The organism is Lysobacter antibioticus (genome assembly GCF_001442535.1).
GTDB lineage: Bacteria > Pseudomonadota > Gammaproteobacteria > Xanthomonadales > Xanthomonadaceae > Lysobacter > Lysobacter antibioticus.
Genome location: NZ_CP013141.1, coordinates 1,413,625 through 1,440,237, shown reverse-complemented (window position 1 = coordinate 1,440,237; position 26,613 = coordinate 1,413,625). Strand labels below are relative to the sequence as shown.

The window sequence follows — 26,613 nt, the reverse complement described above, 5'->3', positions numbered from 1 at the left end:
AGCTTCGAGGCGATCTGCTGCTTCGGGGTAGGAGCGACGCGAGTCGCGACCGCGCGGTCGCCCGTGTCTGCGCCGGTGGCCGCAAGTCCGCGGTCGCAGCTTGCGCAGCTCCTACAAGAGGCTTCGAAGCTTCGAGGCGATCTGCTGCTTGAGGGTAGGAGCGACGCGAGTCGCGACCGCGCAGTCGCCCGTGTCTGCGCCGGTGGCCGCAGGCCCGCGGTCGCAGCTTGCGCAGCTCCTACAGGCTTCGAAGCTTCGAGGCGATCTGCTGCTAGAGGGTAGGAGCGACGCGAGTCGCGACCGCGCAGTCGCCCTTGTCTGCGCCGGTGGCCGCAGGCCCGCGGTCGCCGCTTGCGCAGCTCCTATAAGGGGCTTCGGGCTTTCGAGGCGATCGGAGGCGCGAACCCTCAGCGCCGCGGCGCCGGCATGATGTGCGACAGGTAGATGCGGCTGTCTTCGAAGATGCGGATGGCGACCGGCAGGCCGAGCTGCACGGTGAGGTGGAAGGCTTCGGTCTTGGCCGCTTGCGAGGCCTGGATGGCGTCGTTGAAGCATTCGTCGGCGACGTCGCAGGAAAGGCGACGGCCTTGGTAATCGGATTCGCTCAGTTGCACCGTGTAACGCATGACCGCGCCTGGATTCGGAGGAATCGAAAGGAAGAAGGGCCCCGGCCCAGCTGGACCGCTTGCTCAAGGCGGCGACCGATCCTTTGCTGAGCGGCTTCCTTGCCAACGCACTCGTCGCGCTGCCGGGGCCTGTGTAAGTTGAGGCAAGCTGTGACCGATTGCTCTCAGTGGATCGCCGAACGTGGCGTAGGAAATTCCCTACCCTTCGAGCGCGAGCGGATCGCCGATGGCAAAGGAGACTGCGAGGTGGCCGCCGGCCCGCGAGGCCGAGGCGCATCGTCGAAACCCAGTCGAAGCATGCGACGGCGAAGGCGCCGCGGCCGTCAGGACGACAACGGCCACAACGGCCCATCGAGCCACAACCAACGCGCCATCCAGGCGCTGACCAGGGCGACCATGGTCGTCAGCGGCAAGCCGATGCGCAGGAAATCGTTGAAGCGGTATTGGCCCGGCCCGAGGATCAGCAGGTTGCCGTGATGGCCGATCGGGGTCAGGAAGGCGGCGACCGCACCGAGCGCGGTGCAGACCACGAACGGCGTCGGTGGCAGGCCGAGGGACTGCGCCAGCGAGATCGCGATCGGGCCGAGTAGCACGGTGGTGGCGGCGTCGGACAGGATCTGGGTCAGCAAGGCGGCGGAGGCGAACATCACCAGCAGGATCGCCAGTGGCGACCAGCCCGCGACCACATGCAACAGGCCCTGCGCGAGCAATTGCGCGGTGCCGGTCTGTTCCATCGCCACGCCGAGCGGGATCACCCCGGCGATCATCACGAAGATGCGCACGTCGATCTCGCGATAAGCCTGTTCGACGTCGACGCAGCGCGTGGCGACCATCGCCACCGCGCCCAACAGGAAGGCCAGCGACGCCGGCAGCCATTCGGTGGCCGCGGCGATCACGGTCGCGGCGAGGATCGCCAGCGCCAGCGGCGCGCGGATGCGGCGGCGCGCTTCGCCGGCGAACGGCACCAGCATCAGGAAGCCATGGTGCGCGGCCAGTTCGGCGAAACGCGAGGGCCGGCCCCACAGCACCAACAGGTCGCCTTCGCGCAGGCGTGCGTCCGACAAACGCGGCGCGACTGCGCCCTGGCGACGCCACAGACCGGCGATGACGGCATGGAAGCGGCGCGCGAAATCGAGTTCGCGCACGCTGCGTCCGATGAACTCCGAGCCCGGCGCGACCACCGCCTGGACCAGCTGCGGTTCGCCGTCGCCTTCGCCGGTGACGCTGTCGCCGAAGCGCGCGATCGCATTGAGATCGAGCCCGCTGTCGTCGTGCAGCGAGGCGAAGGCGTCGGCCGACGCTTCGACCAGCAGGATGTCGCCGCTGATCAGCGGGCTGCTCGGGCCGAGGTCCTGGCGGCGTTGGCCGTCGCGCAGCCAGCCGGTCAGGACGAAGCGGTCGCCGAGGGCTTTCTGCAACTCGGCCAGCGGGCGCGTGCTCCAGCGCGAGCCTTCGACGATCAACAGTTCGGTGCGGTAACGGTCCAGGCGCAGATAACCGTCGTCGCCGTGCTCGCCGCCGCGCTTGGGCAACAGCCAGCGCGTGGCGAGCATGTAGACCACGCCCAGCGCGACCAGGGCCAGGCCGATCGGGGTGATCGAGAAGATGCCCAGGCCCGGTGCGCCGGTGCGTTCGATCAGGTTGTCGGCGAGCAGGAAGGCCGGCGCGCTGACCAGGGTCAGGGTGGTGCCGAGGGAGGCCGCGAACGACATCGGCATGAGCAGGCGCGACGCCGACAGCCCGCGCGCCTTGGCGAAGCGGGTCAGGATCGGCAGCATCATCGCCGTGACCATGACGTGGTGGGTGAACGAAGACAGCGCCGCCACCGCGGGCATGGTGACCGCGATCGCGCGGCTCTCGCTCTTGCCGGAGGCGTCGCCGATCCACTGGCCCAGGCGCTCGGTGATGCCGGTCGCGGCCAGGCCGCCGGAGATCACGAACACCGCCGCGACGATGATCGCCGGCTCGCTGGCGAAGCCCGACAAGGCCTGCTTGGCGTCGAGCACGCCGGTCAACACCAGCGCCAGCAGGGTCAGCATGGCGGTGACGTCGACCCGCAGCCGTTCGCTGATGAACAGATACAGTGCTGCGCCCAGGATCAGCAGGAAGGCGATCTGAGGAAAATCCATGCCGGCATTGTGCTCGACTTGGCTGTGTCGGCGCCGTATGCGACCGTCTACCGTGCCGTCACGAGCCGGGCGGATACACTCCCCGGTCACATAATCCGCCGAAGACCCTTGTCCCTGCACCGATGAGCCTACCGCGCGCCACGACCACCGCCGACCACGCCACCGCTGCAGTGGCGTCGAAGATGGGCGACGATCGTTTCCGTCAGGCCATGGCCGCGTCGAACATCGGCATGGCCATCGTCTCGATCGAGGGCATCTGGCTGGAAATCAATCCGGCGCTGTGCGCGATGCTGGGCTACCGCGAAGACGAGTTGCGCGGCCATCACTACAGCGAAGTGACCCATCCCGACGATCTGGCGATCAGCAACAACCTGGTCACCGCGCTGGTCAACGGCAGCCTGGCCTCGGTCGACGAACACAAGCGCTATGTGCATCGCGACGGCAGCGAGGTCTGGGTGCAGCTCAACGTCGCGGTGATGCGCGACGAGTCCGGCGCGCCGCAGTATTTCATCTCGCACATGCGCGACATCCGCGGCGAACGCGAGGCCGGCATCGCCCTGAGCGCCCGCATCGAGGAACGCGGCGCCGCGCTCGACGCCTCCAACCGGCAGCTGCAGCTGTTCGCCGACGCGGTCGCCCACGACCTGCGCGCGCCGCTGCGCTCGATCGAAAGTTTCTCCGCCCTGCTCAGCGAACGCGCGATCGAACGCTTGAACGAGACCGATCGCGATTACCTGGGGCGCATCCGCGCTGCGGCCTCGCGCATGACCAGTCTGCTCGCCGCGCTGACCGAGTTGTCGCACGTGACCCGCGCCGAGATGCGGGTCGCGCCGGTCGACCTGAGCCTGCTCGCCGACTGGGTCGGCGCCGAGCTGCAGGACGCCGATCCGCGCCATCGCGGCGAAGTTTCAGTCCAGCCCGGCCTGCAGGTCGAGGGCGACGAGCGGCTGCTCAAGCTGATGTTGAACCAGCTCATGCACAACGCCTGGAAGTTTTCGTGCGAGCGCGAAGGCCAGGTCGAACCGGTGCGCATCGAGGTCAGCGGCGAGACCGTCGCGGGCCGCCTGCTGCTGACCATCCGCGACCACGGGGCCGGTTTTGACATGCGATATGCTCACAAGCTGTTCGAGCCCTTCCAGCGCCTGCATGGGCCGGACCAGGGCGGCGGTCACGGTTTGGGCCTGGCGATCGCGCGTCGCGTGGTCGAGCGCCACCGCGGCGAGCTGCGCGCTCATTCGCAGCCCGGTGCGGGCAGCACCTTCATAGTGGAATTGCCTGTCGCCACGACAGGCGAGGAAAATACAGATGCATAAGGAAATCCTGCTGGTCGAAGACAATCCCGACGACGTCGAGCTGACCCGGCTCGCTTTCGACGAGGCCAAGATCGCCAACAGGCTGGTGGTGATGGGCGACGGCGCCGAGGCGCTGGATTACCTGTTCGCACGCGGCCGTTATTCCGATCGCGACCCCAGCGATCTGCCGTCGATCGTCTTGCTCGACCTCAATCTGCCTAAGGTCGACGGCCGCGAAGTGCTGCAGGCGATCCGCGCCCACGAGCCCACCCGCACCCTGCCGGTGGTGGTGCTGACCACCAGCACCGAGCCCTTCGACGTCGAAGCGAGCTACGCGCTCGGGGTCAACAGCTACATCCAGAAGCCGGTGGATTTCGAGCAGTTCGTGTGGGCGGTCAAACAGGTCGGCTTGTACTGGCTGGTGTTGAACCACCCGCGTAATCCCTGAGGTTTGGCGGGTTGGCGGCAACGATTGGTCGCTAACAGCTAACAGCAAATCCCCCTGCCCCCTGCCCAAACGGGGGAACTTGCGGGGGATGCGTGCTTGTACGCGCGATGCCTGCGTCGATTCGCCTGCTTTCAGAAGGCGGCTGGCACCTGCGTAATGGCTGCGCCGGGCGATTTGCTTTCGCCCGCTACGCAAGCAACCTCATGCCTGGAGCCTTAGCGCCCGCCGAACAACTGCTCCGCGCGCTGGAACAGGATCCAGCTGGTCGCGATGTATTTGTCGCCGCCCTTGGGCCGGTTGCCGCGGTGGGTGTGGGTGAACGCGGCCGGTGCGATCAGCAGGTCGCCGGCGCGCGGGACGATCTTGCGGCGCTGGTACAGGAACTCGGTCTCGCCTTCCTCGAAGCCGTCGTTGAGGTAGATCGTCCACAACACGTGGCGGTGCAGGGTCTCGGCGCCCGGGTCGCGCGGGTACAGCTCGCAATGCCAGTACGGATAACCGCCGCGATCGGCGGTGTAGCGCTGCAGGTTGATCGAACCCGGACGGAACACGGTCTGGGCGATCGGCGCCAGTGCGTTGTCGTCCATCTCGGCCATGCGTTCGGGGGTGAGACGGTGGCGCTTGCCGTCGGCCGACGGCGCTTCCAGCATCAGCGGCGCGATCATCGTGTGCGGGTAGCGGCGCAGATAGCTCAGCAGGCCGCGGAACACCGCCAGGTTCAGGGCGATCTCGACGTCCTTCCAGCCTTCGCGGCCGGTGATGGTCAGGTCGCGGCTGTCCTTGAGGTCGGGCATCACCCCGCCGCCGACCCGGCCCGGCTCGCTCTCGCGGCTGGCGTCGAACCGGCGCAGCAGATCCGCGCATTGCTCGCGCGTCAGAGCCTCGGGATAGACCTCGATGAAATCGTCCGGGGCGTCGATCGTCGATGACATGGCTGGGGAAGCGAGCGCGGGAAGGCGGTCATCCTCGCACGCGAAGCGCGTTGCAAAAAGGCAACGGCGCCGATGCGCCTGTTTACACGGAGCGCTCGCGAGCCTATCGGCCGCCGAATCAAGCCCCACGGGGGATTGCCGCGATCGCCGCATCGACCGGTCCGGGGCAGGCAGGTAACGCGGCCGCAACGCTTTCGCCGGACAGTCTCGGGGCGACGCCGCCGAACGGAGAAAATAATCAATTAATTCAAATGCTTGAATTGTTGGCACGGCTTTCGCGACGGCTCCCGTATCAGTGCCGTCGAGACCCATCGAGCGGCCAGGTTTCCCGGTGCTGTCGGTTCCGACGGCGCTCGCGTCGGGACGGAGGTGTGAGGCCTCCGTCCCGATTTTTTGGCCGCGCTTCGCATTGCCCTCGCTGTTTGCCGTTCCCCCTTTGGGCAGAGGGACAGGGGGGATTTGTTCTTTCCCGCCTCGACGCATCGCGCCGAACAGCAAATCCCCCGCGTCGTAGTCGATTCGGGCTTCGTGCTCTGTCGGGCGCTCGCCCCCTTTGCCAAAGGGGCGATGCGAGAAAGGGAGCGTAACGGACGCACTCGTCTATCACCGATAGCGATGTCGGGGCTCAGCGCGCCGCAACCGCGGCCAGAGGCTCGCCTTCGCTCGGCCAGGGGTCGGCCCAGGCCGGGATGCGCATCAAGTCGTCGAGCCAGCGCAGGATGTTCGCGAACGCATCGAGCGGCATGTCCGATTCGCGCCAGTAGGCCGCCATCGAGGCGAGTTGGAAGTCGGCGATCGTCAGCCGGCCGCAAGCCACGTAGCGACGATCGGCCAGATGCGCGTCGAGCACGCGGGCGAACCTGATCAGTCCCGCGGTTTCCGCCGCCAACAGCTCCAGGTCCGGCGGACCGAGTCCGAACGTGTTCTTGACCACGTGCTCGAAGTAGAACGGCGAGACCGCGTTCGCCCAGTGGCAATCGTTCCACGACAGCCAGCGCAGCACTTCGACTTGTTCGTCGGGCGAGTGCGCCGGCCACATGTCCGACCCTTGCTTGATGCACAGGTAAGCCATGATCGCCGAGGACTCCCACAGCACCCGCTCGCCATCGACCAGGGTCGGCGCCTTGCCGTTGGGGTTGAGGGCGGTGTAATCGGCGGCCTTGAGCTCGCCGGCCATCAGGTCTTTCTCGATCAGCTCGGCGTCGATGCCGAGGTGTTTGACCAGCGCCAGTACCCGTCGCGGTGCCTGCGCCCTGATCCAATAGATCCTCATATCGGTGCTCCGTTGCCTGGGGTGGTATCCATCCGACGAACGGCAGGGCGGCGAATCGACACGGCAGGGCCGTCGTCGCCTGCGCGCGACGCGGGTCGCGGCGGACGTTACGGCCCTGGGTGGCGGCGTAACCATATGATTGTATTCAGTATTTTTCGCCATCCGGCGATGGCCGCCGGCGCTTGCCCGGCGCATGGGCTGCTGAAGCGGCGGTCGCTCGGAGGGTGCGGGCGGTATCGCCCGACGCGGGATGCGCTGCGGTCCGAATGAACTCAACAAGGGCCGCGTATCGTGCCGGAATGATGCATGAGTTCCTCATATCGAACCGCGTCGAGCTGATCGCCCGATGCCGGGCGAAGGTCGCCTGCCGCGCACCGCCGGGCGTTCCCGAAGCGGAGCTGGACCATGGCATCACCATATTCCTCGAGCAACTGATCAAGACCCTGCAGGTCGAACGGACCTCGGAGCCCGCGCGCAGCCGCAAAGTGTCCGGGCCGACCGGCGGAGGCAAGCCGGCCTTGTCGGAGATCGGCGAAACCGCGGCGCTGCACGGCAAGGAACTGCTCGCGCACGGCTACAGCATCGACGCGGTCGTCCACGATTACGGCGATCTGTGCCAGGCGATCACCGACCTGGCATTCGAACGCGACGTGCGAATCGATATCGACGAGTTCAGGACGCTCAATCGCTGCCTCGACAATGCGATCGCCAACGCGGTGACCGAATTCGGCTATCAACACGATTTCGCCCTCGCCGGCCAGCAGGTCGACGCGTTGAACGAGAAGCTGGGGTTCTTCGCCCACGAATTGCGCAATCACCTTTGCACCGCGACGCTCGCGCTGTCGATCATCAAGGAGGGCAACGTCGGCCTCGGCGGCGCCACCGGCGGCGTGCTCGACCGCGCTCTGGTGAGTCTCGGCAACTTGATCGACCGCTCGCTGGCCGAGGTGCGCATGACCGCCGGGATGCCGGTGCATCAGCACCTGTTTTCGCTGGCCGAATTCATCGCCGAGATCAAACTGTCGGCGTCGCTGGAAGCGCAGGTCAGGAGCTGTAGCCTGGCCGTGTCGAACGTCGATCCCTTGCTGGCGGTCGATGCCGACCGCGACCTGCTGTTGTCGGCGGTGGGCAATCTGCTGCAGAACGCGTTCAAGTTTTCCCATCCCGGCAGCGAGATCGTCCTCAACGCCTATGCCGCCGCCGACCGCATCCTGATCGACGTCGAGGATCGTTGCGGCGGCTTGCCGCCAGGCGATGCCGAGCGCTTATTCCATCCTTTCACCCAGGCCGGGGCGGACACCAGCGGCCTGGGATTGGGATTGTCGATCGCCCGGCGCAGCATTCTGGCCAACAAGGGCGAACTCAGCGTCCGCAATCTTCCCGGTTCGGGCTGCGTGTTCACCATCGACCTGCCGCGCCGTTCGCTGGCGCACGCCGGACGCTAGCCGAGCGGCCGGCACGGAGCCCTCGCAACGAAGCCGGGCCGGGCTCAGACCGTTTCGGCTTCCTCGGAGACGTCGTCTTCGCTGCTGCGCATGCCGAGTTTCTGCATGAGGCGGTACAACGTCACCCGCGATACGCCGAGTTCGCGCGCCGATTCGCCGAGGCGGCGGCGGTTGCGGTGCAGGGCGCGTTCGATCGCTTCGCGGGTGGCGGCGTCGCGCGCTTCTTCCAGGGTCATCGGTTGGCCGTCGCCGAGCGCACCGATGCGCAAGTCGGCGGCGGTGATGTAGCGGCCCTCGGCCATCACCACGGCCTGGCGCACGCGGTTGATCAGTTCGCGCACGTTGCCGGGCCAGGCGTGGCGGTGCATGGCGTGGCGCGCGCACGGCGAAAAACCCCTCAGGCCGCGGGTGTTTTCCCGCGAGTAACGCTGCAGCGCGTAGTCGGCGAGCAGGTCGATGTCGCCGCCGCGTTCGCGCAGCGGCGGCACCTGCAGGCGCAGCACGCACAAGCGGTGATAGAGGTCGCTGCGGAAACGGCCTTCGGCGACGGCGAGGTCGAGGTCGTGATGGGTCGCCGAGACGATGCGCACATCGATCTTGGTGGGGCCCTGGCCGCCGAGCCGGTCGATGCTGCCTTGTTCGAGGAAACGCAGCAGCGAGGTCTGGCTTTCCAGCGGCAGGTCGCCGATTTCGTCGAGGAACAAGGTGCCGCCGTCGGCCATTTCGATGCGGCCCAGCTTGCGTTGCTGCGCGCCGGTGAAGGCGCCGCGTTCGTAGCCGAACAGTTCCGACTCGATCAGGTTGTGCGGAATGGCGCCGCAGTTGATCGCGACGAAGGGATTGCGCTGGCGGCGCGAATGGCGGTGGATCGCCATCGCCGCGAGTTCCTTGCCGGTGCCGGTTTCGCCGGCGATGAAGGCCGGCGCGTCGGTCGATGCGGCCTTGTTCAAGATCCGGCTCAGCGAACGCATCGCCTCGCTTTCGCCGACCATGCCGTCGACGTAGCTGGATGCGGCATCGTCGTTATGACCGCAGGCCAGCGCGGCCATGCCGTAGGCGTGGCCGATCACCGTATGCAGCACGGTTTCGGGGCAGGGCAGGGTGACGTAGTCGTAGCAGTAGTCGCGGATCAGGCGGCGCACGATCGGGTCTTCGACCTGGTCGGCGGTGACGCCGGCGATCCAGCCGGCGTTGTGCGTGCTCAAGGCCGGACCGAGTTCGTCGAGGTCGCGCGCGTCGAAGCCTTCGCGCAGATCGATCAGCACCGCATGCGGCAGGCGCAGGTTGGCGTGCAGCATGCGTAGCGCGCCGCGCGCATCGACGGCGCGGCGTAAGGTCCAACCCAGGGTCTGCAACGCCGCCAGGGCGTGCATGCGCCCGGCGCCGCCGGGGCTCAGATACAGCAGCTCGCGGCCGCCGAAATCGCGCGCCGGAGCTGGTTTGGGCGAAGTAACGCCGTTGGTCGCGTAGCGACCTCCCAAGTCGCGCCGAGTACTGTTCGACATCGCTTTTCCCCGCGGGCGCAAGGCGCCGATAATTACTGCAAGTGTTACTACCAACGCACACTCGAAGCAAAGCCGGTCATCGGGCGACCGGTATCGGCGGCGATGCGCGTTTAGGCATCGCCGCGCGTCGATTCATCAACGCGGTTCAGTTCGTTCAGCCGGGGGCGGGCCGAACGAGTGGGGGCATCTCGGGAGTGATGCCTCGGCGGCATCGGCATTCCCTCCCGGAGCGGGAGGGAGCCCTGTTCATAGTTTGATCGAGCCGGCCTTAGGCCTGTTCAGCATCGTGTTCGCGGTGATAGCGCACCGCGGTTTCGACTTCCTGTTTGCTGCCGATGAACACCGGCACGCGCATGTGCAGGCCGGTCGGCTGCACTTCGAGCATACGCTGGCGGCCGGTGCTGGCGGCGCCGCCGGCCTGCTCGACCAGGAAACTCATCGGATTGGCTTCGTACATCAGGCGCAGCTTGCCGCCCTTGTCGGCGCACTTGGCGTCGAGCGGATAACTGAAGATGCCGCCGCGGGTCAGGATGCGGTGCACGTCGGCGACCATCGAGGCGACCCAGCGCATGTTGAAGTCCTTGCCGCGCGGGCCTTCCTTGCCCGACAGCAGATCGGCCACGTAGGCCTGCATCGGCGGCTGCCAGTGGCGCTGGTTGGACATGTTGACCGCGAATTCCTTGGTTTCCTCGGGAATGGTCATGTTGCGCGTGGTCATCACGAAGCTGCCGACTTCGCGGTCGAGGGTGAAGGCATGGGTGCCGTTGCCGATGGTCAGCACCAGCATCGTGCTCGGGCCGTAGGTCGTGTAGCCGGCGCAGACCTGTTCGGTGCCGGCCTGGAGGAAGTCCTTGTCGGCGGCCTGGGTCACGCCGTCCGGGCAACGCAGCACCGAGAAGATCGTGCCGACCGAGATGTTGACGTCGATGTTGGACGAACCGTCGAGGGGATCGAACAGCAGCAGGTAGTTGCCGCGCGGATAGACGTCGGGGATCGGGTGCGAGGTGTCCATCTCTTCCGAGGCCAGGCCGGCGAGGTGGCCGCCCCAGGCGTTGGCTTCGAGCAGGATCTCGTTGCTGAGCACGTCGAGCTTCTTCTGCGCCTCGCCCTGGATGTTCATGCTGGCTTCGCCGGGGGTGCCGGCTTCGCCGAGCACGCCGCCGAGCGCGCCCTTGCCGACCGCGATCGAAATGGTCTTGCAGGCGCGGGCGACGACTTCGATCAGCAGGCGCAGGTCGGGGTTGATGCGTCCGGCGCGCTGTTCTTCGATCAGGTAGCGGGTCAGGGAGATGCTGCTGGGAACGGGGGAGGGTGCGGACATGGCGGGGGCGGTGGCGGCGAGGGCCGCCATTGTCGCCGATGCCGCGTGCGCGGCGCAGTCCTGCGGCGCGCGTGTTCAGTCGGGACGCAGGCCGTCCGGGCGCAGGCTGTCGGCCTCGCGGCGCAGGTGGCGCTCGGTCACGCCGAAAGTCTGGGCGACCTCGCGCTGGCTGCGGCCGGCGCGCACCGCGGCGCGGATGCCGACCCGGCGCAGGCCGACGAACACGCCCCAGGCCGAAGGGATCTCGATGGTGCCGGCGGCGCTGGCGCGCTCGAGCAGGCGGCGGTGGGTGGGGGCGTCCAGCTCCACTCCGAGCCGGGTCGAGCAGGCCTTGCGGCTGCGCGACAGGTACAGCCGGCGGCCGCCGTGGCGGCGCACCAGCCGCAGCATGGCGTCGAAACCTTCGAGCGCGGCGACCTCGGCCGCGACCCAGGGCAGCGACGACAGCACCTCGACCCGATGCGCTTCGCAGAACCGGCACAGCACCTCGAACTCGACCGATTCCGGTTCCGGCAGGCCGGCGAAGCAGGGATGCGACTCGATGGCCGCTTCGACGGCGTCAGTGCGTAAAGAGATAGTCATGTCCGCCAGAACGCGGCAGGCGCCTGGCCGTGAAGCGTCGAGGGCGCTGCGCAGGACGAACCGCGACGCAGGCGGCGCTTACGAGGACGAGGTGCATGCACCGCTGGGATGTTCGAGCGCGAAGTCGGCGCTGCGAATGGCGTGCGTTTCGCGTTGCGGTTCACCAAGCGAGCGAGCGGTCCGGCAGGGGCCGCGTTTCACCGACAGGAGAATGAAGATGCGCTATTTGATTCAACCTTGTAATTCGCCGCTTGCCATCAGCCGATGCGAATGGGCGAGCGCGCGAGCGATTGGTCCGGTCGACGGCCAGGCCGTGCCCACGGTGCGTTTTCTCCAGTTCTTTTCCTCCATCGGCATTTTCGCCAGCAATGCCGATCGCAGCCGGGTGATCGGCATCAATCTGCCTTTGTCAGACGAGCAGGACAACCTGTTCAGCGTTGACGACGTGGCTTCGGTGACCGCGTTGCTGGCGGATTTCCCGGAGAATCGGTCGATCGTCGGCAATATCGCGCTGTGGCAGAACAATCTCTGGAAGCCCTTCGACGCCTTGGTCGACAGCGTGCCGTATGCCGAGCAGATCGATTACGGCGGGGGTATCTACGCCGCGGGCTTCGACATCGTCGGCGGATTGCAAGTCTTGTTTCGACGGAGCTAGCGGACGCGGCAGTGCCGGAAACGTCGAGCGCGAACGGATTCGTGCCGGGCCGGGTTCGGTACGAAGCGGCGCTGCGGACCGCGTCCGCATATCGCGCTGCGGCGCGGGCCGCTAGAAGGGATTCTGGCGCGGCATCGGCTGCGCCCCAACCACAGGAGAGTTCCGATGCCCTATCAGATCAATCGTTGCTTCACCCCGCTCAACATCGGCGAATGCGAATGGGCCAGCGCCCAGGCGATTCTGCCCGTCAACGGCCAAGCCGTGCCGACGGTGCAGTTCGGCAACTTCACTTCCTGCATCGGCATCGTCGCCAGCAATGTCGACGCCACCGAGGTCATTGGTATCCACCTGGTCATGATCAACGATCAGGATGAAGCGTTCACGGCGGCCGACGTGCCCACGGTGATGGCGCTGTTGGCGGACTTTCCGGAGAATCAGTGCATCGTCGGCCAGATCGGGTGGTGGCAGGATAATGTCGGGCCGGCTTTCGATGCCCTGGTCAATGCCTTGCCGAACGCGGGGCAATCCGATCAGGGCGACGGCATCTACGGCGCCGGCCTCAACAGCGTCGACCAGTTGGAAGTGCTGTTCCAGCCGCTGAACCCCTAATCGCGACAGCGCACGCGACAGCGCAAACGCAGGATTGGGCCCGGTTCGATCCGGCACTCGCCCGACACGCCCGATACGACGCAAGCAGGCAGGCGGCGAAGCGCTACCATGGCGCGTTCGTCCGCCTGTCCCGGTGCCGTGTCCGAATCCGCGCCCAGCCGCAAAGTCCTGCACGTCGACATGGACGCGTTCTACGCGTCGGTCGAGCAGCGCGATGCGCCGGAACTGCGCGGCCAGCCGGTCGTGGTGGCCTGGCGCGGCGCGCGTTCGGTGGTGTGCGCGGCCAGCTATGAGGCGCGCAAGTTCGGCGTGCGCTCGGCGATGCCGGCGGTGCGGGCCGAACGCCTGTGCCCGCAGGCGGTGTTCGTGCCGCCGGATTTCGTCCGCTACAAGGCGGTCTCGCGCCAGGTGCGCGAGATCTTCGCCCGCCACACCGACCTGATCGAGCCGCTGTCGCTCGACGAGGCTTATCTCGACGTCACCACCACCAAGACCGGGTTGCCGTCGGCGACCGCGACCGCCGAGGCGATCCGCGCGGCGATCCGCGAGGAGACCCGGCTGACCGCATCGGCCGGGGTGGCCTCGAACAAGTTCCTGGCCAAGATCGCCTCGGACTGGCGCAAGCCCGATGGTTTGTTCGTGATCCGCCCGCACCAGGTCGAGGCCTTCCTGGCGCCGCTGCCGGTCGGGCGATTGCCCGGGGTCGGCAAGGTCATGGAGGCCAAGCTCGCCGAGCTCGGTGTGAGCGTGGTCGCCGACCTGCGCGCGCTCGGTGCGCTGGCGCTGGAGCAGCGCTTCGGCCGCTGGGGCCGGCGCCTGCACGAACTCTCGCTCGGCATCGACCACAATGCGGTCGAGCCGGAGCGGCCGACCCTGCAGGTGTCGTCGGAGGACACCTTCGAGCGCGACCTGCCGTTGGAGCAGGTCGAGGCCGACATCCGCCGGCTCGCCGGCAAGACCTGGGCCGGCTATCAGCGCGAGCTGCAGCGCAGCCCGGGGCGGGTCGCGCGCACTGTGGTGCTCAAACTCAAGACCGCCGACTTCCGCATCCTCACCCGCAGCCTGACCGCGGCGCATCCGCCCGCCGACGAGACCGAGCTGGCCGACATCGCCTGCGCCTTGCGCGCGCGGGTCGAGCTGCCGGCGCAGACCTTGTTCCGCCTGGTCGGCGTCGGCCTGTCGGGGTTCGCCGAAGACGAGGACGGCGCGGTCCAGTCGGACCTGTTCGAGCACGAGCCGAGGTCCGACTGAGGGCGCAGCCGATACGCGCTCCAGGCTCAGGCCTCGGCGGTCTCGTTTTCCATCCGCACCACGTAGCGCATCGCGTCCATGCGCAGCGCACGCACCGGCGCTTCCAGCCCGCGCGCGGCGTCGCTCCACAGCGGCGACTGGCATTGCAGGTTGAGGCAGCCGAAGCGGCGCGCGGCATCGAGCGCGTGGCGGAACAGTTCGGCCTCGATGCCGCGATCGCGCCAGGGTGCGCGCAGGTAAGGGTCGTCGAGCTGCAGGCAATAGGCGCGTTCGAGCATCGAGAAACCGGCGGTGGCGCTGGCGTAGCCGACGTGCAGGCCGTCGACTTCGGCGATCCAGGCCCAGGCGCCGAACGGCGGCTCGAACAGCACTTCCATCAGCTCCAGCGCATCGCTGCGCGGCGGGCCGTAGGGCCGGCGCTCGAGGGCGAGCTGCTCGGCGTGTTCGTTGCACAGCTCGATCAGCACGGCGGCGTCGTCGCGGACCACCGGGCGGACCACGAGGCCGGCCAAGGTCCTGGGCGCGAGGGCGGATGGGTCGGGGGCGGCTAGCTGGGGCTTCATGGGCAGCGGATTCCGGGAGAGGGAGGGGGAGGAGGCGGTACGGGCAGGGGCATCGGTGCCGCGTCGTCGTCGTCGCGGCGGCGGTGCGGACGCGGGTGCGGGCGCGTCGATCCGCGCCGGCGGGGGTAGCATCGTCGTCAGCGGCGCGCGCGAGGCGCCGACAGCGGCGGCGAAGAACGGCGGGGCGAGCATGGCGAGGCTCCGTACCGGGGGTGCAGCGCATCCTGCGCGCCTGCCTTTAAGAAGTTTTTAATCGTGCCGGCGCACTGTGCGGCCGGCGATGCGACAAGGTGACGCAAGGCGAGGCATGAACATCCTGCTGGTGGAAGACGACGCGATGCTCGCCGAGGCGGTGCGCGCAGGCCTGATACACGACGGTTGGCGCGTCGATTGGGTCGCCGATGCGCCCTTGGCGAAGACTGCCTTGGTCGATCACGACTTCGACGCGGTCCTGCTCGATCTCGGCCTGCCCGGCGGCAGCGGCCTGGGCGTGCTGGCGACTTTGCGCGGCCGGTACGACGCCACCCCGGTGCTGATCGTGACCGCGCGCGACAAGCTCAGCGAACGCATCGCCGGGCTCGATGCCGGCGCCGACGACTACATCGTCAAACCTTTCCAGCTCGACGAGTTGTGCGCGCGCTTGCGCGCGGTGATGCGGCGCAGCCAGGGCCGGGTCTCGCCGGTGCTGAGCTGCGGCACGGTGGTGCTCGACCCTGCGCGGCGCCTGGTCACCCGCGACGGCGAACCGGTCGCGCTGAGCGGGCACGAGTTCCGCACCCTGATGCTGTTGCTCGAACGCCAGGGCCGGGTGGTCACTCGCGAGCAACTTGAGGAAGCCGTGTACGGCAGCTCCGGCACCATCGAAAGCAACACCATCGCGGTGTACGTGCACCAGCTGCGGCGCAAACTCGGCGAACACCTGATCGTGACCGTGCACGGCTACGGCTATCGCGTCGGCGCGGGGGCGGCATGAGCGCGCCCGCTGCGCCTGCACCCGCTACGCCTGCACCGGCCGCGCCCGCGGCGGTCGCCGACAAACGTTGCCGCGGCACGCGCTCGTTGCGTTGGCGGCTGACCTTCGTCCTGATCAAGAGCGTGCTGCTGGCCTGGTTCGTTTGGATGGGCTGCCAGATCTGGCAGCTCGGCCGCGAGCACACCGGTTTTCTCGACAACTCGCTGCGCGAGATCGCCGAGCAGGTGCTGGCGTCGATGCCGGAAGGCTTGGAGCGGCTGCCCTCGCGCGACCCGAAGCGGGTCACCGTGCCGGTTGCCGCCGATCGCAAGATGAGCTTCCAGGTGTGGGCGCAGGGCCGCAACGTGGTGTATTCGGCGGCCGCGCCGCTGGAACCGTTGAAGCCGGACTTCCGCGACGGCTTCGCCCGCCGCGAGATCCATGGCGAGCGCTGGCAGGTCTACAGCCTCACCGACCGCCAGCGCGGCCTGGTGGTGCAGGTCGGCCGTACCAAGCAGATGGCGATCCAGGAACTGCAGGGCTGGATCCTCGGCAGCCTGCTGGCCGCGGCGCTGATCCTGGTGGTGTTCGGCCTGGCGATGTGGATGGTGATCGGCCGCTCGCTGCGGCCGTTGACGACTTTGCGCGACACCTTGCGCCAGCGCCCGCCGCTGGATCTGACGCCGTTGCCGAGCGCCGAGTTGCCGAACGAGTTCCGGCCGCTGGTCGACGCCTTCAACAGCCAGCTCGAACGCGTCGACACCGCGGTCCAGCACGAGCGCCGTTTCATCGCCGACGCCGCCCACGAACTGCGTACGCCGCTGGCGGTGCTCAGCACCCATGCCGAGCTGGCCCTGCGCGCCGACACCCTGGAAGAAAAGAACGCCGCGCTGCTGCGCTTGCGCGCCGGCGTGCAGCGCAGTGCGCGTCTGTCCGAACAGTTGCTGGACCTGGCCCGGCTCGATGCCGGCGAGGAGTCGGTGCGGCTGGCGCCCTTGGACCTGTCCGACCTGATCGTGCTGGTGATCCGCGACTTCGAGACTCTCGCTCGCGAACGTCGCCAGCGCATCACGCTGCGCGCCGAACCGACGCGCTTGCTCGGCGACGTCGACCAGCTCGGCATCCTGCTGCGCAACCTGATCGACAACGCGGTGCGCCATGCCGGCGCCGACGGCACCATCGCGGTGTCCTGCCACGCCGATGGCGACGATGCGGTTGCGTTGTGCGTCGCCGACAACGGCCCCGGCGTGGCGGTCGACGACTGCCAACGCATCTTCGACCGCTTCTACCGCGCCCCGGGCAGCCCGGACGGCGGCAGCGGCATCGGCCTGTCGCTGGTCGCGCGCATCGCCCAGACCCACGGTGCCCGCATCGAATGCGGCGAAGGCCTGGAGCGGGGCGCCGAGGACCCGCGCGGCCCCGGCCGCGGCTTCGAGGTGCGGGTGGTGTTCCCGGCGGCCCCGGTGGTTTGAGGCGGGGCGGTCGGGGCTAGAGCAACAACAGCAACAGCAACAGCAACAGCAACAGCAAATCCCCCCTGACCCCTCTCCAAAGGGGGAACTCGGAGTGTTGGAGCAGCGGTTCGTGGTGGGTTCTTAAGCGCGGTCGATTCAAAGCGTGTCGCCCGACCCGCGCCATCCGCTCGATCCGACCGAAACATCCCGGAAGCATTCTCCCTTTGGAAAGGGGGCGGGGGGATTTGCCGTTGCCTTTGTTGCTGCCTTTGCCCTTGCTTGTGCTTTCGCCTCTCACCGGGCCCTGCTGACAGCAGGCTGGCAGCAGCCCCCGCGCACAGTGGCGGCGTGCGATCGGCACGGCCTGGCCCGACGCGGCCACGGGGGAAGCGCGAGATGGACCGGCAACGACGATTGATCCTGCAGTTGGGGGCGAGCGCGCAGCTCGCGGCGATGAGTTCGGTGCTGCAGGCCGCGCCGTTCGGCGAGGCGGCGGCGGCACCCGCCGGCGGCGGCCCGACCGCGCCCGACCACGACGGCCGCCACGATTTCGACTTCTATCACGGCCGTTGGCAGGTCAAGAACCGGCGCCTGGCCAAGCGCCTGGTCGGCAGCGACGACTGGATCGAGTTCGACGCCACCGACGAATGCCGGCCGGTGCTCGGCGGGCTCGGCAGCGTCGACCGCTACCTCACCGCCTGGGGCGGCGGCATCGAAGGCTTCGCCCTGCGCCTGTACCAACCGGCGACAAGGCTGTGGCAGGTGTACTGGGCCAGCGACCGCGACGGCGTGCTCGAAGCACCGCTCAGCGGTAGCTTCGGCGACGGCATCGGCGTATTCCACGGCCTGGAGGCGCACGAAGGCCGAATGCTGCCCTCGCGCGCGACCTGGTCGGAGATCACCGCCGACAGCGTGCGCTGGGAGCAGGCTTTGTCGGCCGACGACGGCCGCACCTGGGAAACCAACTGGGTCATGTGGATGACGCGGCAGGCCTGAGTGTACTTTCGAGGGTTCGAGCGATGAACGATACGAGCACGGCCGGCGACGGCCGCCACGACTTCGATTTCCTGCACGGCCGTTGGCAGGTTCACAACGAACGCTTGCGCGAGCGTCTGGCCGGCTCCGACGATTGGCAGATCTTCCTGGCCACCCAGACCTGCGCGCCGGTGCTCGGCGGGCTCGGCAACGTCGACGCCTTCGTCTCCGATTGGGGCCGGCCCGGGGCGGAAGAGGGCTTCCAGGGCATGACCCTGCGCCTGTTCAACCTCGAACGCCGGCAATGGAGCATCTACTGGGCCGGCAGCCACGACGGTGTGCTCGAACCGCCGGTGGTCGGCGGCTACGAGAACGGGGTCGGGGTGTTCTACGGCGAACTCGAACACGAAGGCCGGTCGGTGCTGGCCAAGTTCGTGTGGAGCGACATCAGCGCCAACACCGCGCATTGGCACCAGGAATTCTCGGTCGACGGCGGCGCCAGCTGGGAGACCAACTGGCATATGTGGATGCACCGCAGCGACGAGCACGGCCGCTTGCTGCACGAGGACGCGGTGATCGAGTTGCGCCAGTACCGGATGCAGCCGGGCCGTCGCGACGACCTGATCGAGCTGTTCGAGCGCGAATTCATCGAGTCGCAGGAAGCGCTGGGCATGCACGTGATCGCGCAGTTCCGCGACCTCGACCAGGCCGATCGCTACACCTGGGTGCGCGGCTTTCCCGATCACGCCCTGCGTGCGGCTTCGCTCGACGCGTTCTACGGCGGGCCGATCTGGAAGCGCCATCGCGAGGCGGCCAATGCGACCCTGCTCGACAACGACGACGTGCTGATGTTGCGGCCGGTGCGGCCGGGCTCGGGTTTCTCGGTCGCGCCGAACGCGCGTGCGGCGGTCGGCAGCGCCGTGAGCGGCGAGGGTGTGGTCGCGATCGGCCTCTGCGAACTGGGCGCGCCGGCCGATGACGGGTTCGCCGAGCTGTTCGAGCAGCGCTTCGCACCCTTGCTCGGCGCCGGCGGCGCCGAACTGCTCGCGACCTATGTCAGCGACCCGTCGCCGAACGGCTATCCGCGCCTGCCGGTGCGCGAGGGCGAACAGGTGCTGGTCTGGTTCGCCCGTTATGCCGACGAAGCCGCGCAGCGCGCCCACGCCGCCGCCCTGGACGGCGACCCGCGTTGGCGCGCGCTGCTGGCCGATGCGATGCTCGGCGACCTCAAGCAGGCGCCGCGGCTGCTGCGCCTGGCGCCGACCGCGCGCTCGGAGCTGCGGGCATGAACGCCGGCAGCGACGGTCGAACCGCGAACCCCGCGCCGCCGCTTGAGCCCGGCGCGGCGGCGCGGGATCATGCCGGATGCGCCGCGCCGACCGCCTGTTCCTGCTGATCCATGCCCTGCGCGGACGCCGCCATGCGATCACCGCCCAGCAACTGGCGCAGACCCTGGAAGTGTCGCTGCGCACGGTCTACCGCGACGTCGCCGATCTGCAACGCTCCGGCGTGCCGATCGAGGGCGAGGCCGGGGTCGGCTATCTGCTGCGCAAGGGCGCGGACATCCCGCCGCTGATGTTCAATCCCGACGAGCTCGAAGCCCTGGTGGTCGGCACGCGTTTCGTGCGCGCCTTCGGCGGCGAGCGCCTCGGCCGCGGCGCCACCGCCGCCCTGCTCAAGATCGAGGCGGTGCTGCCGCCGGAGCTGCGCGCGCGCAGCGCCCGCACCCGCATCTTCGCCCCGCAGTTGGACAACCGCATCGAAGCCAGCGGCCTGATCGATGCTCTGCACGGTGCGGTGCTCGACCAGCGCGTGCTGCGCGTGGTCTACCGCGACGGCGAGGCCCGTGCCAGCGCACGCGAAATCGAACCGCTTTGCCTGTCGTTCTGGGGCGGCAGTTGGACCCTCGGCGCTTGGTGCCGCTTGCGCACCGATTTCCGCAGTTTCCGCCCGGACCGCATCGTCGAATACGCCGCCACCGGCGAGAGCTTCGTCGACACCCGCGAACGCGGCCTCGACGCCTATCTGCGTTCGGTTGGCGTTGCGGCGAGCGATTCGGGTTGAGGGTGGGGATTGGGGGCGTGCGGATCAAAAGCAAATCCCCCCTCTACAAAGGGGGGAAGAAGATAGCCTCCCGATTCCCGATTCCCGATTCCCGATTCCCGAACCACTCAACGAATCTTCACCGCCTCCAGCCGTGCCAGCTTGTCGGGGTTGCGCATGATGAAGATGTCGCGCAGACGGTCGTCTTCGTCGTAGCCGAAGCTCACCGCGGCTTCGATGCGGCCCTCGCGTTCGAGGATCACGCCGCGCGAGCCGTTGAGGTCGACGAAGGTCCAGCGGTCGTTGCGGCAGGCCGGGTGCAGGATGCGTTCGATGAAACCCAGCACCGCGTCATGGCCGTGCAGCGCTTCCGCCGCCGCGCTGACCTTGCCGCCGCCGTCGGCGCGCAGGGTGATCTGTTCGGACAGCAAGGCGGCGAGGGGCGCGGTGCGGCCCTCGGTCAGGGCGGTCTCGAATGCGGCCAGCAACTGGTCCTGCTGCTCGGCCGGGGTGACGTGGCGGACTTTCTCCTGCTCGACGTTGGCGCGCGCACGCTGGACCAGCTTGCGGCAGGCGGCTTCCTCGATCTCCAGGGTGCGGGCGACGTCGGCGTAGGACTGCTCGAAGATCTCATGCAGCAGGTAGGCCGCGCGCTCCTTCGGGGTCAGCCGTTCGAGCAGCAGCAGGAACGCGGTCGACAGCGACGAGGCCAGCGACAGCTGTTCGTCGGGACGTTCGGCCGCGGCGGTCTGGATCGGCTCGGGCAGCCAGGAGCCGACGTAGTCGACGCGGGTGCGATGCGCCGAGCGCAGCAGGTCGATGCAGCGACGGGTGCAGGCGGTGGTCAGCCAGGCAGCGGGGTTGTCGATGTTGCTGCGGTCGGCGTCCTGCCATTTCAGGAAGGTGTCCTGGACCGCGTCTTCGGCATCGGCGCGCGAGCCGAGGATGCGGTAGGCCAGGCCGATCAGCATCGGCGCCGATTGCGCGAACAGTTGGGAGTCGTCGGAAGCGTTCATGAGTCGGTTCGGGGGGCGGGCGCTGCGCGCCCGCGTCTTGCGGCGATGGGGGTGGCGAGTATGCGCGGGATCGCGGGCCTCAGTGCTTGGACACCTGCAACCGGTTCCACAGATTGATCATCGCCACTGCCGCGGACATCGCGCCGATCAGCTGCTCGCTGTAGTGCTCGCGCAGGGCTTCGCGCAACGCGCCGTAGTCGGTGTGCTCGTCGAGCGTGGTCAGGGCTTCGGTCCAGGCCAGAGCGGCGCGTTCGGCGGCGCTGAAGTCGGCGACATGGCGCCAGACCACCAGGCGGTCGAGGCGATCGTTGCTTTCGCCGTCGGCGCGGGCCTCGCGCAGATGCATCTTGACGCAGAAGGCGCAGCCGTTGATCTGCGAGGCGCGCAGCTTGATCAGGTGATAGATCGGTTTGGCCAGGCCCAGGCCGGCGACGGCGGCCTCGACTTGGCCGAGCTGGGCCAGGATCTCGGGAATTTCGCGTTCGTATTTGATCGGGGCGGTGGTGCTCATGGGGCGGTCTCCGGTGGGTGATTCAGTGGCTTATACCGGTTCGACGATCCAGCGGGTCGCCGTGTGACGTCCGGGGCGAAAAAGTTTCGTCCGGGCAATGAGGCCGCTGCGGCTGCCATCGCCATTGCCATTGCCTTTGATGTTGCCTTTGATGGTGCTATGCGCCGATTCGCACTCGCGAAGGCAACAGAAGACCCGGAGGGCGGCGCGCAGGGATGCGCGCCGTTTTTCATCGGGACAGGGATGTCCCGTATGAAAAATCACCGCGTATGCATCGCTCGTGCGGGCCGGTGATTTAAAGAAAAGCATTTTTCTTTGGTTACCTTTCTTTTGTTGCTTATGACAAAAGAAAGTAACCCGCCGCTTTAGTGGCGGAAGCTTTAGGCGTTTGATCTTGATCTTTGAGAAGCCTCAAGCAAGAGCAAAGCTTCCGTCCGCTAACGCGGCCGGGTTACTTTCTTTTGCTAAGCCCAAAAGAAAGGTAACCAAAGAAAAGGGCTCTCCCTGCAAGGGCACAGGCCACGAGTGCGATGCGCGCGCCGGGATTTTTCGATAGGACATCCTTGTCCTATCGAAAAACGGCGCACGTCCTGTGCGCCGCCCTCCGGGTCTCCATTTGACCGGTAAAGCGGCAAAGCAGATCAAAATCTCGGCAACGGCAACGGCAACGGCAACGGCAACGCTGTTGAGACATAGGCGCCCATCCCGACCGACGATAGCCGCTGAACGACCGCGGTCGCGGCTCGCGCCGCTCCTACTCGGAAGCGCTTGCCAACCCCATGCCATCGTGATGCGCTTCTACGATTCCCGATTCCCGATTCCCGATTCCCGATTCCCGATTCCCGCCCCTAAATCACCCGCAGCGTAATCGCCTTCAGCACCGCGCGGGTACGATCGCGGGTGTCGAGTTTGTCGAGGATCACCGAGACGTAGTTCTTCACCGTGCCCTCGGCCAGGAACATGGCGCGGGCGATCTCCTTGTTGGAGTAACCGCCGGCCATCAGCCGCAGCACCGAGACTTCGCGCTCGGTGAACAAGGCGCGCGGGGCGTCGTCGGCGTGGTAGCGGTAGCGGGCGCGCACCGGCTCGGTGCTGACCGGCTGCAGCAGGACTTCGCCGGCGGCGACGCGCACGATCGCATCGCGCAGGTCTTCCGGGGCCGCGTCCTTGAGCAGGAAGCCCTGCGCGCCGGCCTCGGTCGCGCGCAGCAGCAGCTCGCTGTCGTCGAAGGTGGTCAGCAGCAGCACCGGGGTGCGGTCGCCGCGTGCGCGCAGGCGCAGCAGGGCGTCGATGCCGTCGAGGCCGGGCATGCGGATGTCGCTGAGGATCACGTCGACCGGGGTGTCGGCGAGGCGGTCGAGCAGGGCCTGGCCGTCGTCGGCCTCGAAGGCGATGCTCAGGCCCAGGCGTTCGAGCAGGGCGCGCAGGCCGGCGCGCACCAGCATCTGGTCGTCGGCGAGGGCGATGCGCAGGGGGGCGCTCATCCCGGCAGCCTCGCGTCGATGCGCATGGCGCCGCGCTCGTTGCGGGCGAAGCTCAGGCTGCCGCCGGCCGCGGCGATGCGTTCGCGCATACCGGCCAGGCCATTGCCTTCGCGCAGCGTGCCGCGTACGCGGCCGTCGTCTTCCACGCGCACCTGCAAGTGCTCGCCGTCGCGCTGGATCGAGACCCGCACGTATTCGGCGTCGGCATGACGCGCGCTGTTGGTCAGCGCTTCCTGTACCAGCCGCAGCAAGGTTTCGGCGAGGGCCGGATCGGTCAGGTGGATGCGTTCGTCGATGTCCAGCTCCAATGCCGGCCGCGGCATCGGCGCGGCGAGGGCGCGCAGGGCGGTGGCGAGGTCGAGGCCGCGCGAATCGCGCAGTGCCTGCACTACGTCGCGGATGTCGCCGAGCAATTCGCCGGCCAGCTGCTGCGCGAGCTGCACTTCATAGCGTTGGCCGAGGTCGGGCTCGGCGGCGAGCGCGCGCAGGTTCAACATCATCGCGGTGAGCTTGTGGCCGGCGACGTCGTGCAGCTCGCGCGCCACCCGCAGGCGTTCGGCATCGCGCGCGCTGTCGGCCAGCAGGGCGCGCGTGGCGAGCAGGTCGGCATTGACCAGGGCCAACTGGTCGCGAGTACGTTCGGCGGTGCGCGCATAGTGGGCGATCATCGCCGCGAAGCCCTGGAAGCCGGCGAAGATCAGGGTCACCACCAGCGGCGCGCCGTGCCCGGCATTGCGCATGATCAGATACAGCGCCAGGTTCAGCAGCAATGCGACGATCAACACCGGCCGCGGCGGATAGACCAGGGCGAGGTGGGCGATCAGCACCACCAGCAAGGCCGGCGAGGTGCCGCCCTTGGGCGCCAGCCAGCACACCGCCAGCGCGCACAGCGTCTCGACCGCGAACAGCGCCAGCTTGCGGCGCGGGCGCGAGGGCGGGATCAGGTCGCTGGCGAGAAAACTCAACAGGAAGCCGATCATCGCCGCCCACTGCGCGACTTGGTCGCGGGTGCCGTCGTGGCGCAGCGACAAGGCCACCGCCAGCCAGGTCAGCACGGCGGGCAGGTTGATGGCTTGGAAGATCACGCGCAGGGCGGCAGGCATGCCGGGATGCTGCGCGTGAGCGTGCGCAGTGGCAATGGCCGCGGCGCAGAAAGTGACTTCCGGCAGGGTGAAGTCCTGACTCCTGGGCCCTGCCGCCGCGCCCGCCCGCGAACACCATGGCCTCACCCGGTAACCGCGCCGGACGCGAGGAGACACCGCCATGGCATCGGCCTACGAATGGATCAAATACCTGCACATCGCGATCGGCTGCCTGGCACTGATCGGTTTCTGGACCGCGGGCCTGGCCCGCAAGGGCAGCCCGCTGCACCGGCGCGCCGGCCAGGTCTTCCTGATCGCGATGACCGGCATCCTCGTCACCGGCGTGCCGATGGCTCTGCACAAGTGGCAGGGCGGCCAACCGATCACCGCAGCCTTCCTCGGCTATCTGCTGGTGATCACCGCCACCGGCGTGTGGACCAGTTGGCGGGCGGTCCGCGACAAGCGCGACGTCGTGCGCTACACCGGCCCGGTCTACGTCGCCCTGGCCGCGCTGTCGCTGCTGTCGGGCGCGGCCATCCTGGCGCTGGGCCTGAAGGTCGGCGCGCCCCTGTTGAGCGGTTTCTCCAGCATCGGCTTGTTCATCGGCGTCGACCTGCTGCACAAGCGCTGGCGCCGCGACCGTCTGGCGCAACGTCCGCGCTGGTGGCTGATCGAGCACTACACCGCGATGATCGGCAACGGCATCGCCACCCATATCGCCTTCCTCGGCATCGGCCTGCCGCGCCTGTTGCCGGCGATCGACGGCGTCGCCCTGCACTACGCGGCCTGGTTCGGCCCCTTGGTGGTCGCGGTCGGCGCCAAGCTCTGGTTCGACCGGCGTTGGAAGCCGGCCGCGACGACGGTGGCGGCGAACGCGACGCGCGGCATCGCATGAAGTTCTGCTATCGCTGCGAATCGCTGCGACCGGCGACCGGATCACAGCGCGCGGCAAAAAGAAAGTGTCGAGGGTTGAGCCTTGCCGAAGCCGATAGCTTGCAACCGTAAAAGCTATCGGCGCATCTCACCATCACTCTTCACCGAAACGGCAACGCTCATGAACCGATCCGTCCTGTACCGCCACGTCCTGCCGATCGCGCTGTTGGCGAGCGGTAGCGCCCTCGCCGCCGAACCCGCGGCTCAGGCCGCCGACCCGGCCGCGGCGCAGACGCAATGCCATACGGGCGCCTATCGCCTCGACGACGATCGCGTGGTCGATATCGCCCGCACCAGCGCCGCCGGCGTGCTGCGCTGGCGTCTGCTCGACGGCAGCACCGGCAAGCTGGTGCACAAGGACGGCGCCTGGACCAGCACGCGCGGCTGGACCGACCAGGCCGACGGCGTGGCGGTGTCGTTCGGCGATTGCGCCGACGGCCGCATCCGCTACGCCGGCCATGACGGCCGCAAGCTGAAGTTCGACGTCACCGAAACCCGGTTCAAGGGCAACGGCGTCGACCTGCGCGGCCGCCTGGTGTTGCCGCCCGGCGAGGGCCCGGTGCCGTTGGTGGTGCTGGTGCACGGTTCCGAGAACTACTCCGGCGTCGACATGTATCACCTGCAGAACCTGTTCCCGGCCAACGGCGTCGGCGTGTTCGTTTACGACAAGCGCGGCACCGGCGGTTCCACCGGCAAGTACAACCAGAACTTCTATCAACTCTCCGACGACGCCGCCGCGGCGTTGCGCGAGGCCAAGCGTCTGGCCGGGCCGCGCGCCGGCCGCACCGGTTTCCAGGGCGGCAGCCAGGGCGGCTGGGTCGCGCCGCTGGCAGCGAGCAAGGAACCGCAGGCCGAGTTCGTCGTGGTCGGCTTCGGCCTCGCCGACGGCGTGCTGGCCGAAGACCGCGACCAGGTCGCGATGGACCTGCGAGCGGCCGGCTTCGGCGATGCCCAGACCCTGGCCAAGGCGCGCGAAGTGTCGGACGCGACCGGCCTGATCGCCTCCAGCGACGGCCAGCGCGGCTGGAAGGAACTCGAAGCAGTGCGCGCCAAGTACGCCGCACAGCCGTGGTGGAAGGCGCTCAAGGGCGAGTACACCGGCCTGGTGATCAACCACACCCGCGCCGAAGTCCTGGCCGAGCTGGCCAAGCAAGACGTCGATGTGAGCTGGGACTACGACCCGATGCCGGTGCTGCGCAGCCTGCCCGTGCCGGAGCTGTGGATCCTGGGCGGTTCCGACGTCGAAGCGCCGTCCGATGAAACCCAGAAGCGCCTGATCGGATTGGCCGGCGAAGGCCGCCCGATCACCAGCGCGCTGTTCCCGCAGGCCGATCACGGCATCCTCGATTTCGAAGTCGACGCCAAGGGCGAGCGCCAGCACACCCGCGTCGCCGAGGGCTATTTCGCGATGCAGCTGGACTGGATCAAGCACGGCAAACTCGACGGCAAGCCCTATGGCAAGGCCAAGGTGCTGGCCGAGGCGAAGTAAGGCGGCTCGTCGTTTGCATCGACGGAATCGAAGGCTCCGGTTT

26 protein-coding genes are annotated in these 26,613 nt (G+C 68.0%); 13 read left to right on the top strand and 13 right to left on the bottom strand.

Translation table 11 applies throughout. The features are described from left to right. Positions 1 to 407: 407 nt before the first annotated feature. Both GLA29479_RS05915 and GLA29479_RS05910 read right to left on the bottom strand, forming a co-directional pair. On the bottom strand, positions 408 to 626 hold the full coding sequence (locus GLA29479_RS05915) for a hypothetical protein (RefSeq protein ID WP_057971064.1): 219 nt from the start codon (positions 624 to 626) through the stop codon (positions 408 to 410). A gap of 323 nt (positions 627 to 949) precedes the next feature. Beyond that, entirely contained in the window at positions 950 to 2,755 is a 1,806-nt protein-coding gene (locus GLA29479_RS05910) for an SLC13 family permease (protein ID WP_057971063.1), read from the bottom strand. Between the two features lie 122 nt (positions 2,756 to 2,877). Between GLA29479_RS05910 and GLA29479_RS05905 the strand changes: the two genes are divergently transcribed. Then, a complete protein-coding gene (locus GLA29479_RS05905; protein WP_057971062.1) occupies positions 2,878 to 4,068 on the top strand; it encodes a sensor histidine kinase in 1,191 nt (396 codons plus the stop codon). After that, positions 4,061 to 4,495, top strand: coding sequence for a response regulator (locus GLA29479_RS05900; protein WP_057916063.1), 435 nt, complete (start codon positions 4,061 to 4,063; stop codon positions 4,493 to 4,495). Before GLA29479_RS05905 ends, GLA29479_RS05900 begins: the two co-directional genes overlap by 8 nt. A gap of 215 nt (positions 4,496 to 4,710) precedes the next feature. Here GLA29479_RS05900 and GLA29479_RS05895 read toward each other — a convergent pair whose 3' ends face one another. Together GLA29479_RS05895 and GLA29479_RS05890 are read right to left on the bottom strand one after the other, a co-directional pair. Continuing rightward, positions 4,711 to 5,427, bottom strand: coding sequence for a 2OG-Fe(II) oxygenase (locus GLA29479_RS05895; protein WP_057971061.1), 717 nt, complete (start codon positions 5,425 to 5,427; stop codon positions 4,711 to 4,713). 625 nt (positions 5,428 to 6,052) lie between these two features. Continuing rightward, positions 6,053 to 6,700, bottom strand: a complete 648-nt coding sequence (locus GLA29479_RS05890) for a glutathione S-transferase family protein (RefSeq protein WP_057916065.1) — start codon at positions 6,698 to 6,700, stop codon at positions 6,053 to 6,055. A 302-nt stretch (positions 6,701 to 7,002) separates the two neighbouring features. Here GLA29479_RS05890 and GLA29479_RS05885 point away from each other — a divergent pair, with 302 nt between their 5' ends. After that, positions 7,003 to 8,145, top strand: a complete 1,143-nt coding sequence (locus tag GLA29479_RS05885; protein WP_057973084.1) for a sensor histidine kinase — start codon at positions 7,003 to 7,005, stop codon at positions 8,143 to 8,145. 44 nt (positions 8,146 to 8,189) lie between these two features. Here the strand turns inward: GLA29479_RS05885 and GLA29479_RS05880 are convergent, their stop codons facing one another. The 3 genes from GLA29479_RS05880 to GLA29479_RS05870 all read right to left on the bottom strand — a co-directional run bounded on the left by GLA29479_RS05880 (position 8,190) and on the right by GLA29479_RS05870 (position 11,553). Continuing rightward, positions 8,190 to 9,650 carry a sigma-54 dependent transcriptional regulator gene (locus tag GLA29479_RS05880; RefSeq protein ID WP_082638325.1) on the bottom strand — a complete coding sequence of 487 codons (1,461 nt, stop codon included), beginning with the start codon at positions 9,648 to 9,650 and terminating at the stop codon, positions 8,190 to 8,192. 268 nt (positions 9,651 to 9,918) lie between these two features. Then, positions 9,919 to 10,971 (bottom strand): class 1 fructose-bisphosphatase, encoded by a 1,053-nt coding sequence (locus tag GLA29479_RS05875; protein ID WP_057973083.1) that lies wholly within the window; start codon positions 10,969 to 10,971, stop codon positions 9,919 to 9,921. Positions 10,972 to 11,046: 75 nt separating this feature from the next. Next, positions 11,047 to 11,553, bottom strand: a complete 507-nt coding sequence (locus tag GLA29479_RS05870; RefSeq protein WP_057971060.1) for a hypothetical protein — start codon at positions 11,551 to 11,553, stop codon at positions 11,047 to 11,049. Between GLA29479_RS05870 and GLA29479_RS05865 the strand changes: the two genes are divergently transcribed. From GLA29479_RS05865 to dinB, 3 genes are all read left to right on the top strand, one after another. Further along, positions 11,552 to 12,208: a hypothetical protein gene (locus tag GLA29479_RS05865; protein ID WP_144436372.1), complete on the top strand. Its 657-nt coding sequence runs from the start codon at positions 11,552 to 11,554 to the stop codon at positions 12,206 to 12,208. The two genes, GLA29479_RS05870 and GLA29479_RS05865, sit on opposite strands and share 2 nt — an antisense overlap. A gap of 165 nt (positions 12,209 to 12,373) precedes the next feature. Further along, positions 12,374 to 12,817 (top strand): hypothetical protein, encoded by a 444-nt coding sequence (locus GLA29479_RS05860; RefSeq protein WP_057916069.1) that lies wholly within the window; start codon positions 12,374 to 12,376, stop codon positions 12,815 to 12,817. Between the two features lie 108 nt (positions 12,818 to 12,925). Beyond that, positions 12,926 to 14,068: a DNA polymerase IV gene (gene dinB / locus GLA29479_RS05855; RefSeq protein ID WP_082638323.1), complete on the top strand. Its 1,143-nt coding sequence runs from the start codon at positions 12,926 to 12,928 to the stop codon at positions 14,066 to 14,068. A 26-nt stretch (positions 14,069 to 14,094) separates the two neighbouring features. On the opposite strand, the gene GLA29479_RS05850 is transcribed toward dinB, so the two are convergent. Next, positions 14,095 to 14,631: a GNAT family N-acetyltransferase gene (locus tag GLA29479_RS05850; protein ID WP_144436371.1), complete on the bottom strand. Its 537-nt coding sequence runs from the start codon at positions 14,629 to 14,631 to the stop codon at positions 14,095 to 14,097. A 307-nt stretch (positions 14,632 to 14,938) separates the two neighbouring features. On the opposite strand from GLA29479_RS05850, the gene GLA29479_RS05845 reads away from it, so the two are divergent. The 5 genes from GLA29479_RS05845 (at position 14,939) to GLA29479_RS05825 (ending at position 20,076) form a co-directional block, all read left to right on the top strand. Beyond that, on the top strand, positions 14,939 to 15,604 hold the full coding sequence (locus GLA29479_RS05845) for a response regulator transcription factor (RefSeq protein WP_031374282.1): 666 nt from the start codon (positions 14,939 to 14,941) through the stop codon (positions 15,602 to 15,604). Further along, positions 15,601 to 17,055: an ATP-binding protein gene (locus tag GLA29479_RS05840; protein ID WP_057971058.1), complete on the top strand. Its 1,455-nt coding sequence runs from the start codon at positions 15,601 to 15,603 to the stop codon at positions 17,053 to 17,055. Before GLA29479_RS05845 ends, GLA29479_RS05840 begins: the two co-directional genes overlap by 4 nt. A gap of 378 nt (positions 17,056 to 17,433) precedes the next feature. Then, entirely contained in the window at positions 17,434 to 18,033 is a 600-nt protein-coding gene (locus tag GLA29479_RS05835; RefSeq protein ID WP_211265035.1) for a hypothetical protein, read from the top strand. Positions 18,034 to 18,056: 23 nt separating this feature from the next. Beyond that, entirely contained in the window at positions 18,057 to 19,301 is a 1,245-nt protein-coding gene (locus tag GLA29479_RS24355; protein ID WP_057971057.1) for an NIPSNAP family protein, read from the top strand. A 76-nt stretch (positions 19,302 to 19,377) separates the two neighbouring features. Further along, positions 19,378 to 20,076 carry a helix-turn-helix transcriptional regulator gene (locus GLA29479_RS05825; protein WP_057916072.1) on the top strand — a complete coding sequence of 233 codons (699 nt, stop codon included), beginning with the start codon at positions 19,378 to 19,380 and terminating at the stop codon, positions 20,074 to 20,076. 107 nt (positions 20,077 to 20,183) lie between these two features. Here the strand turns inward: GLA29479_RS05825 and sigJ are convergent, their stop codons facing one another. The 5 genes from sigJ to GLA29479_RS05805 form a co-directional block, all read right to left on the bottom strand. Next, positions 20,184 to 21,071 carry an RNA polymerase sigma factor SigJ gene (sigJ, locus tag GLA29479_RS05820; protein ID WP_057971056.1) on the bottom strand — a complete coding sequence of 296 codons (888 nt, stop codon included), beginning with the start codon at positions 21,069 to 21,071 and terminating at the stop codon, positions 20,184 to 20,186. Between the two features lie 79 nt (positions 21,072 to 21,150). Further along, positions 21,151 to 21,582, bottom strand: coding sequence for a carboxymuconolactone decarboxylase family protein (locus tag GLA29479_RS05815; RefSeq protein ID WP_057971055.1), 432 nt, complete (start codon positions 21,580 to 21,582; stop codon positions 21,151 to 21,153). A 30-nt stretch (positions 21,583 to 21,612) separates the two neighbouring features. Then, a complete protein-coding gene (locus GLA29479_RS24350; RefSeq protein ID WP_144436370.1) occupies positions 21,613 to 21,891 on the bottom strand; it encodes a hypothetical protein in 279 nt (92 codons plus the stop codon). A 539-nt stretch (positions 21,892 to 22,430) separates the two neighbouring features. Next, complete coding sequence (locus GLA29479_RS05810; protein WP_057916075.1) at positions 22,431 to 23,066, bottom strand: response regulator transcription factor; 636 nt, start codon at positions 23,064 to 23,066, stop codon at positions 22,431 to 22,433. Then, the gene (locus GLA29479_RS05805; RefSeq protein ID WP_057971054.1) at positions 23,063 to 24,169 is read right to left on the bottom strand and encodes a sensor histidine kinase; all 1,107 of its coding nucleotides are present in this window, start codon (positions 24,167 to 24,169) and stop codon (positions 23,063 to 23,065) included. Before GLA29479_RS05805 ends, GLA29479_RS05810 begins: the two co-directional genes overlap by 4 nt. Positions 24,170 to 24,329: 160 nt before the next feature. Between GLA29479_RS05805 and GLA29479_RS05800 the strand changes: the two genes are divergently transcribed. Beyond that, a complete protein-coding gene (locus GLA29479_RS05800; protein ID WP_057971053.1) occupies positions 24,330 to 25,043 on the top strand; it encodes a hypothetical protein in 714 nt (237 codons plus the stop codon). A 159-nt stretch (positions 25,044 to 25,202) separates the two neighbouring features. After that, positions 25,203 to 26,570 carry an alpha/beta hydrolase gene (locus GLA29479_RS05795; RefSeq protein ID WP_057971052.1) on the top strand — a complete coding sequence of 456 codons (1,368 nt, stop codon included), beginning with the start codon at positions 25,203 to 25,205 and terminating at the stop codon, positions 26,568 to 26,570. Positions 26,571 to 26,613: the final 43 nt, after the last annotated feature.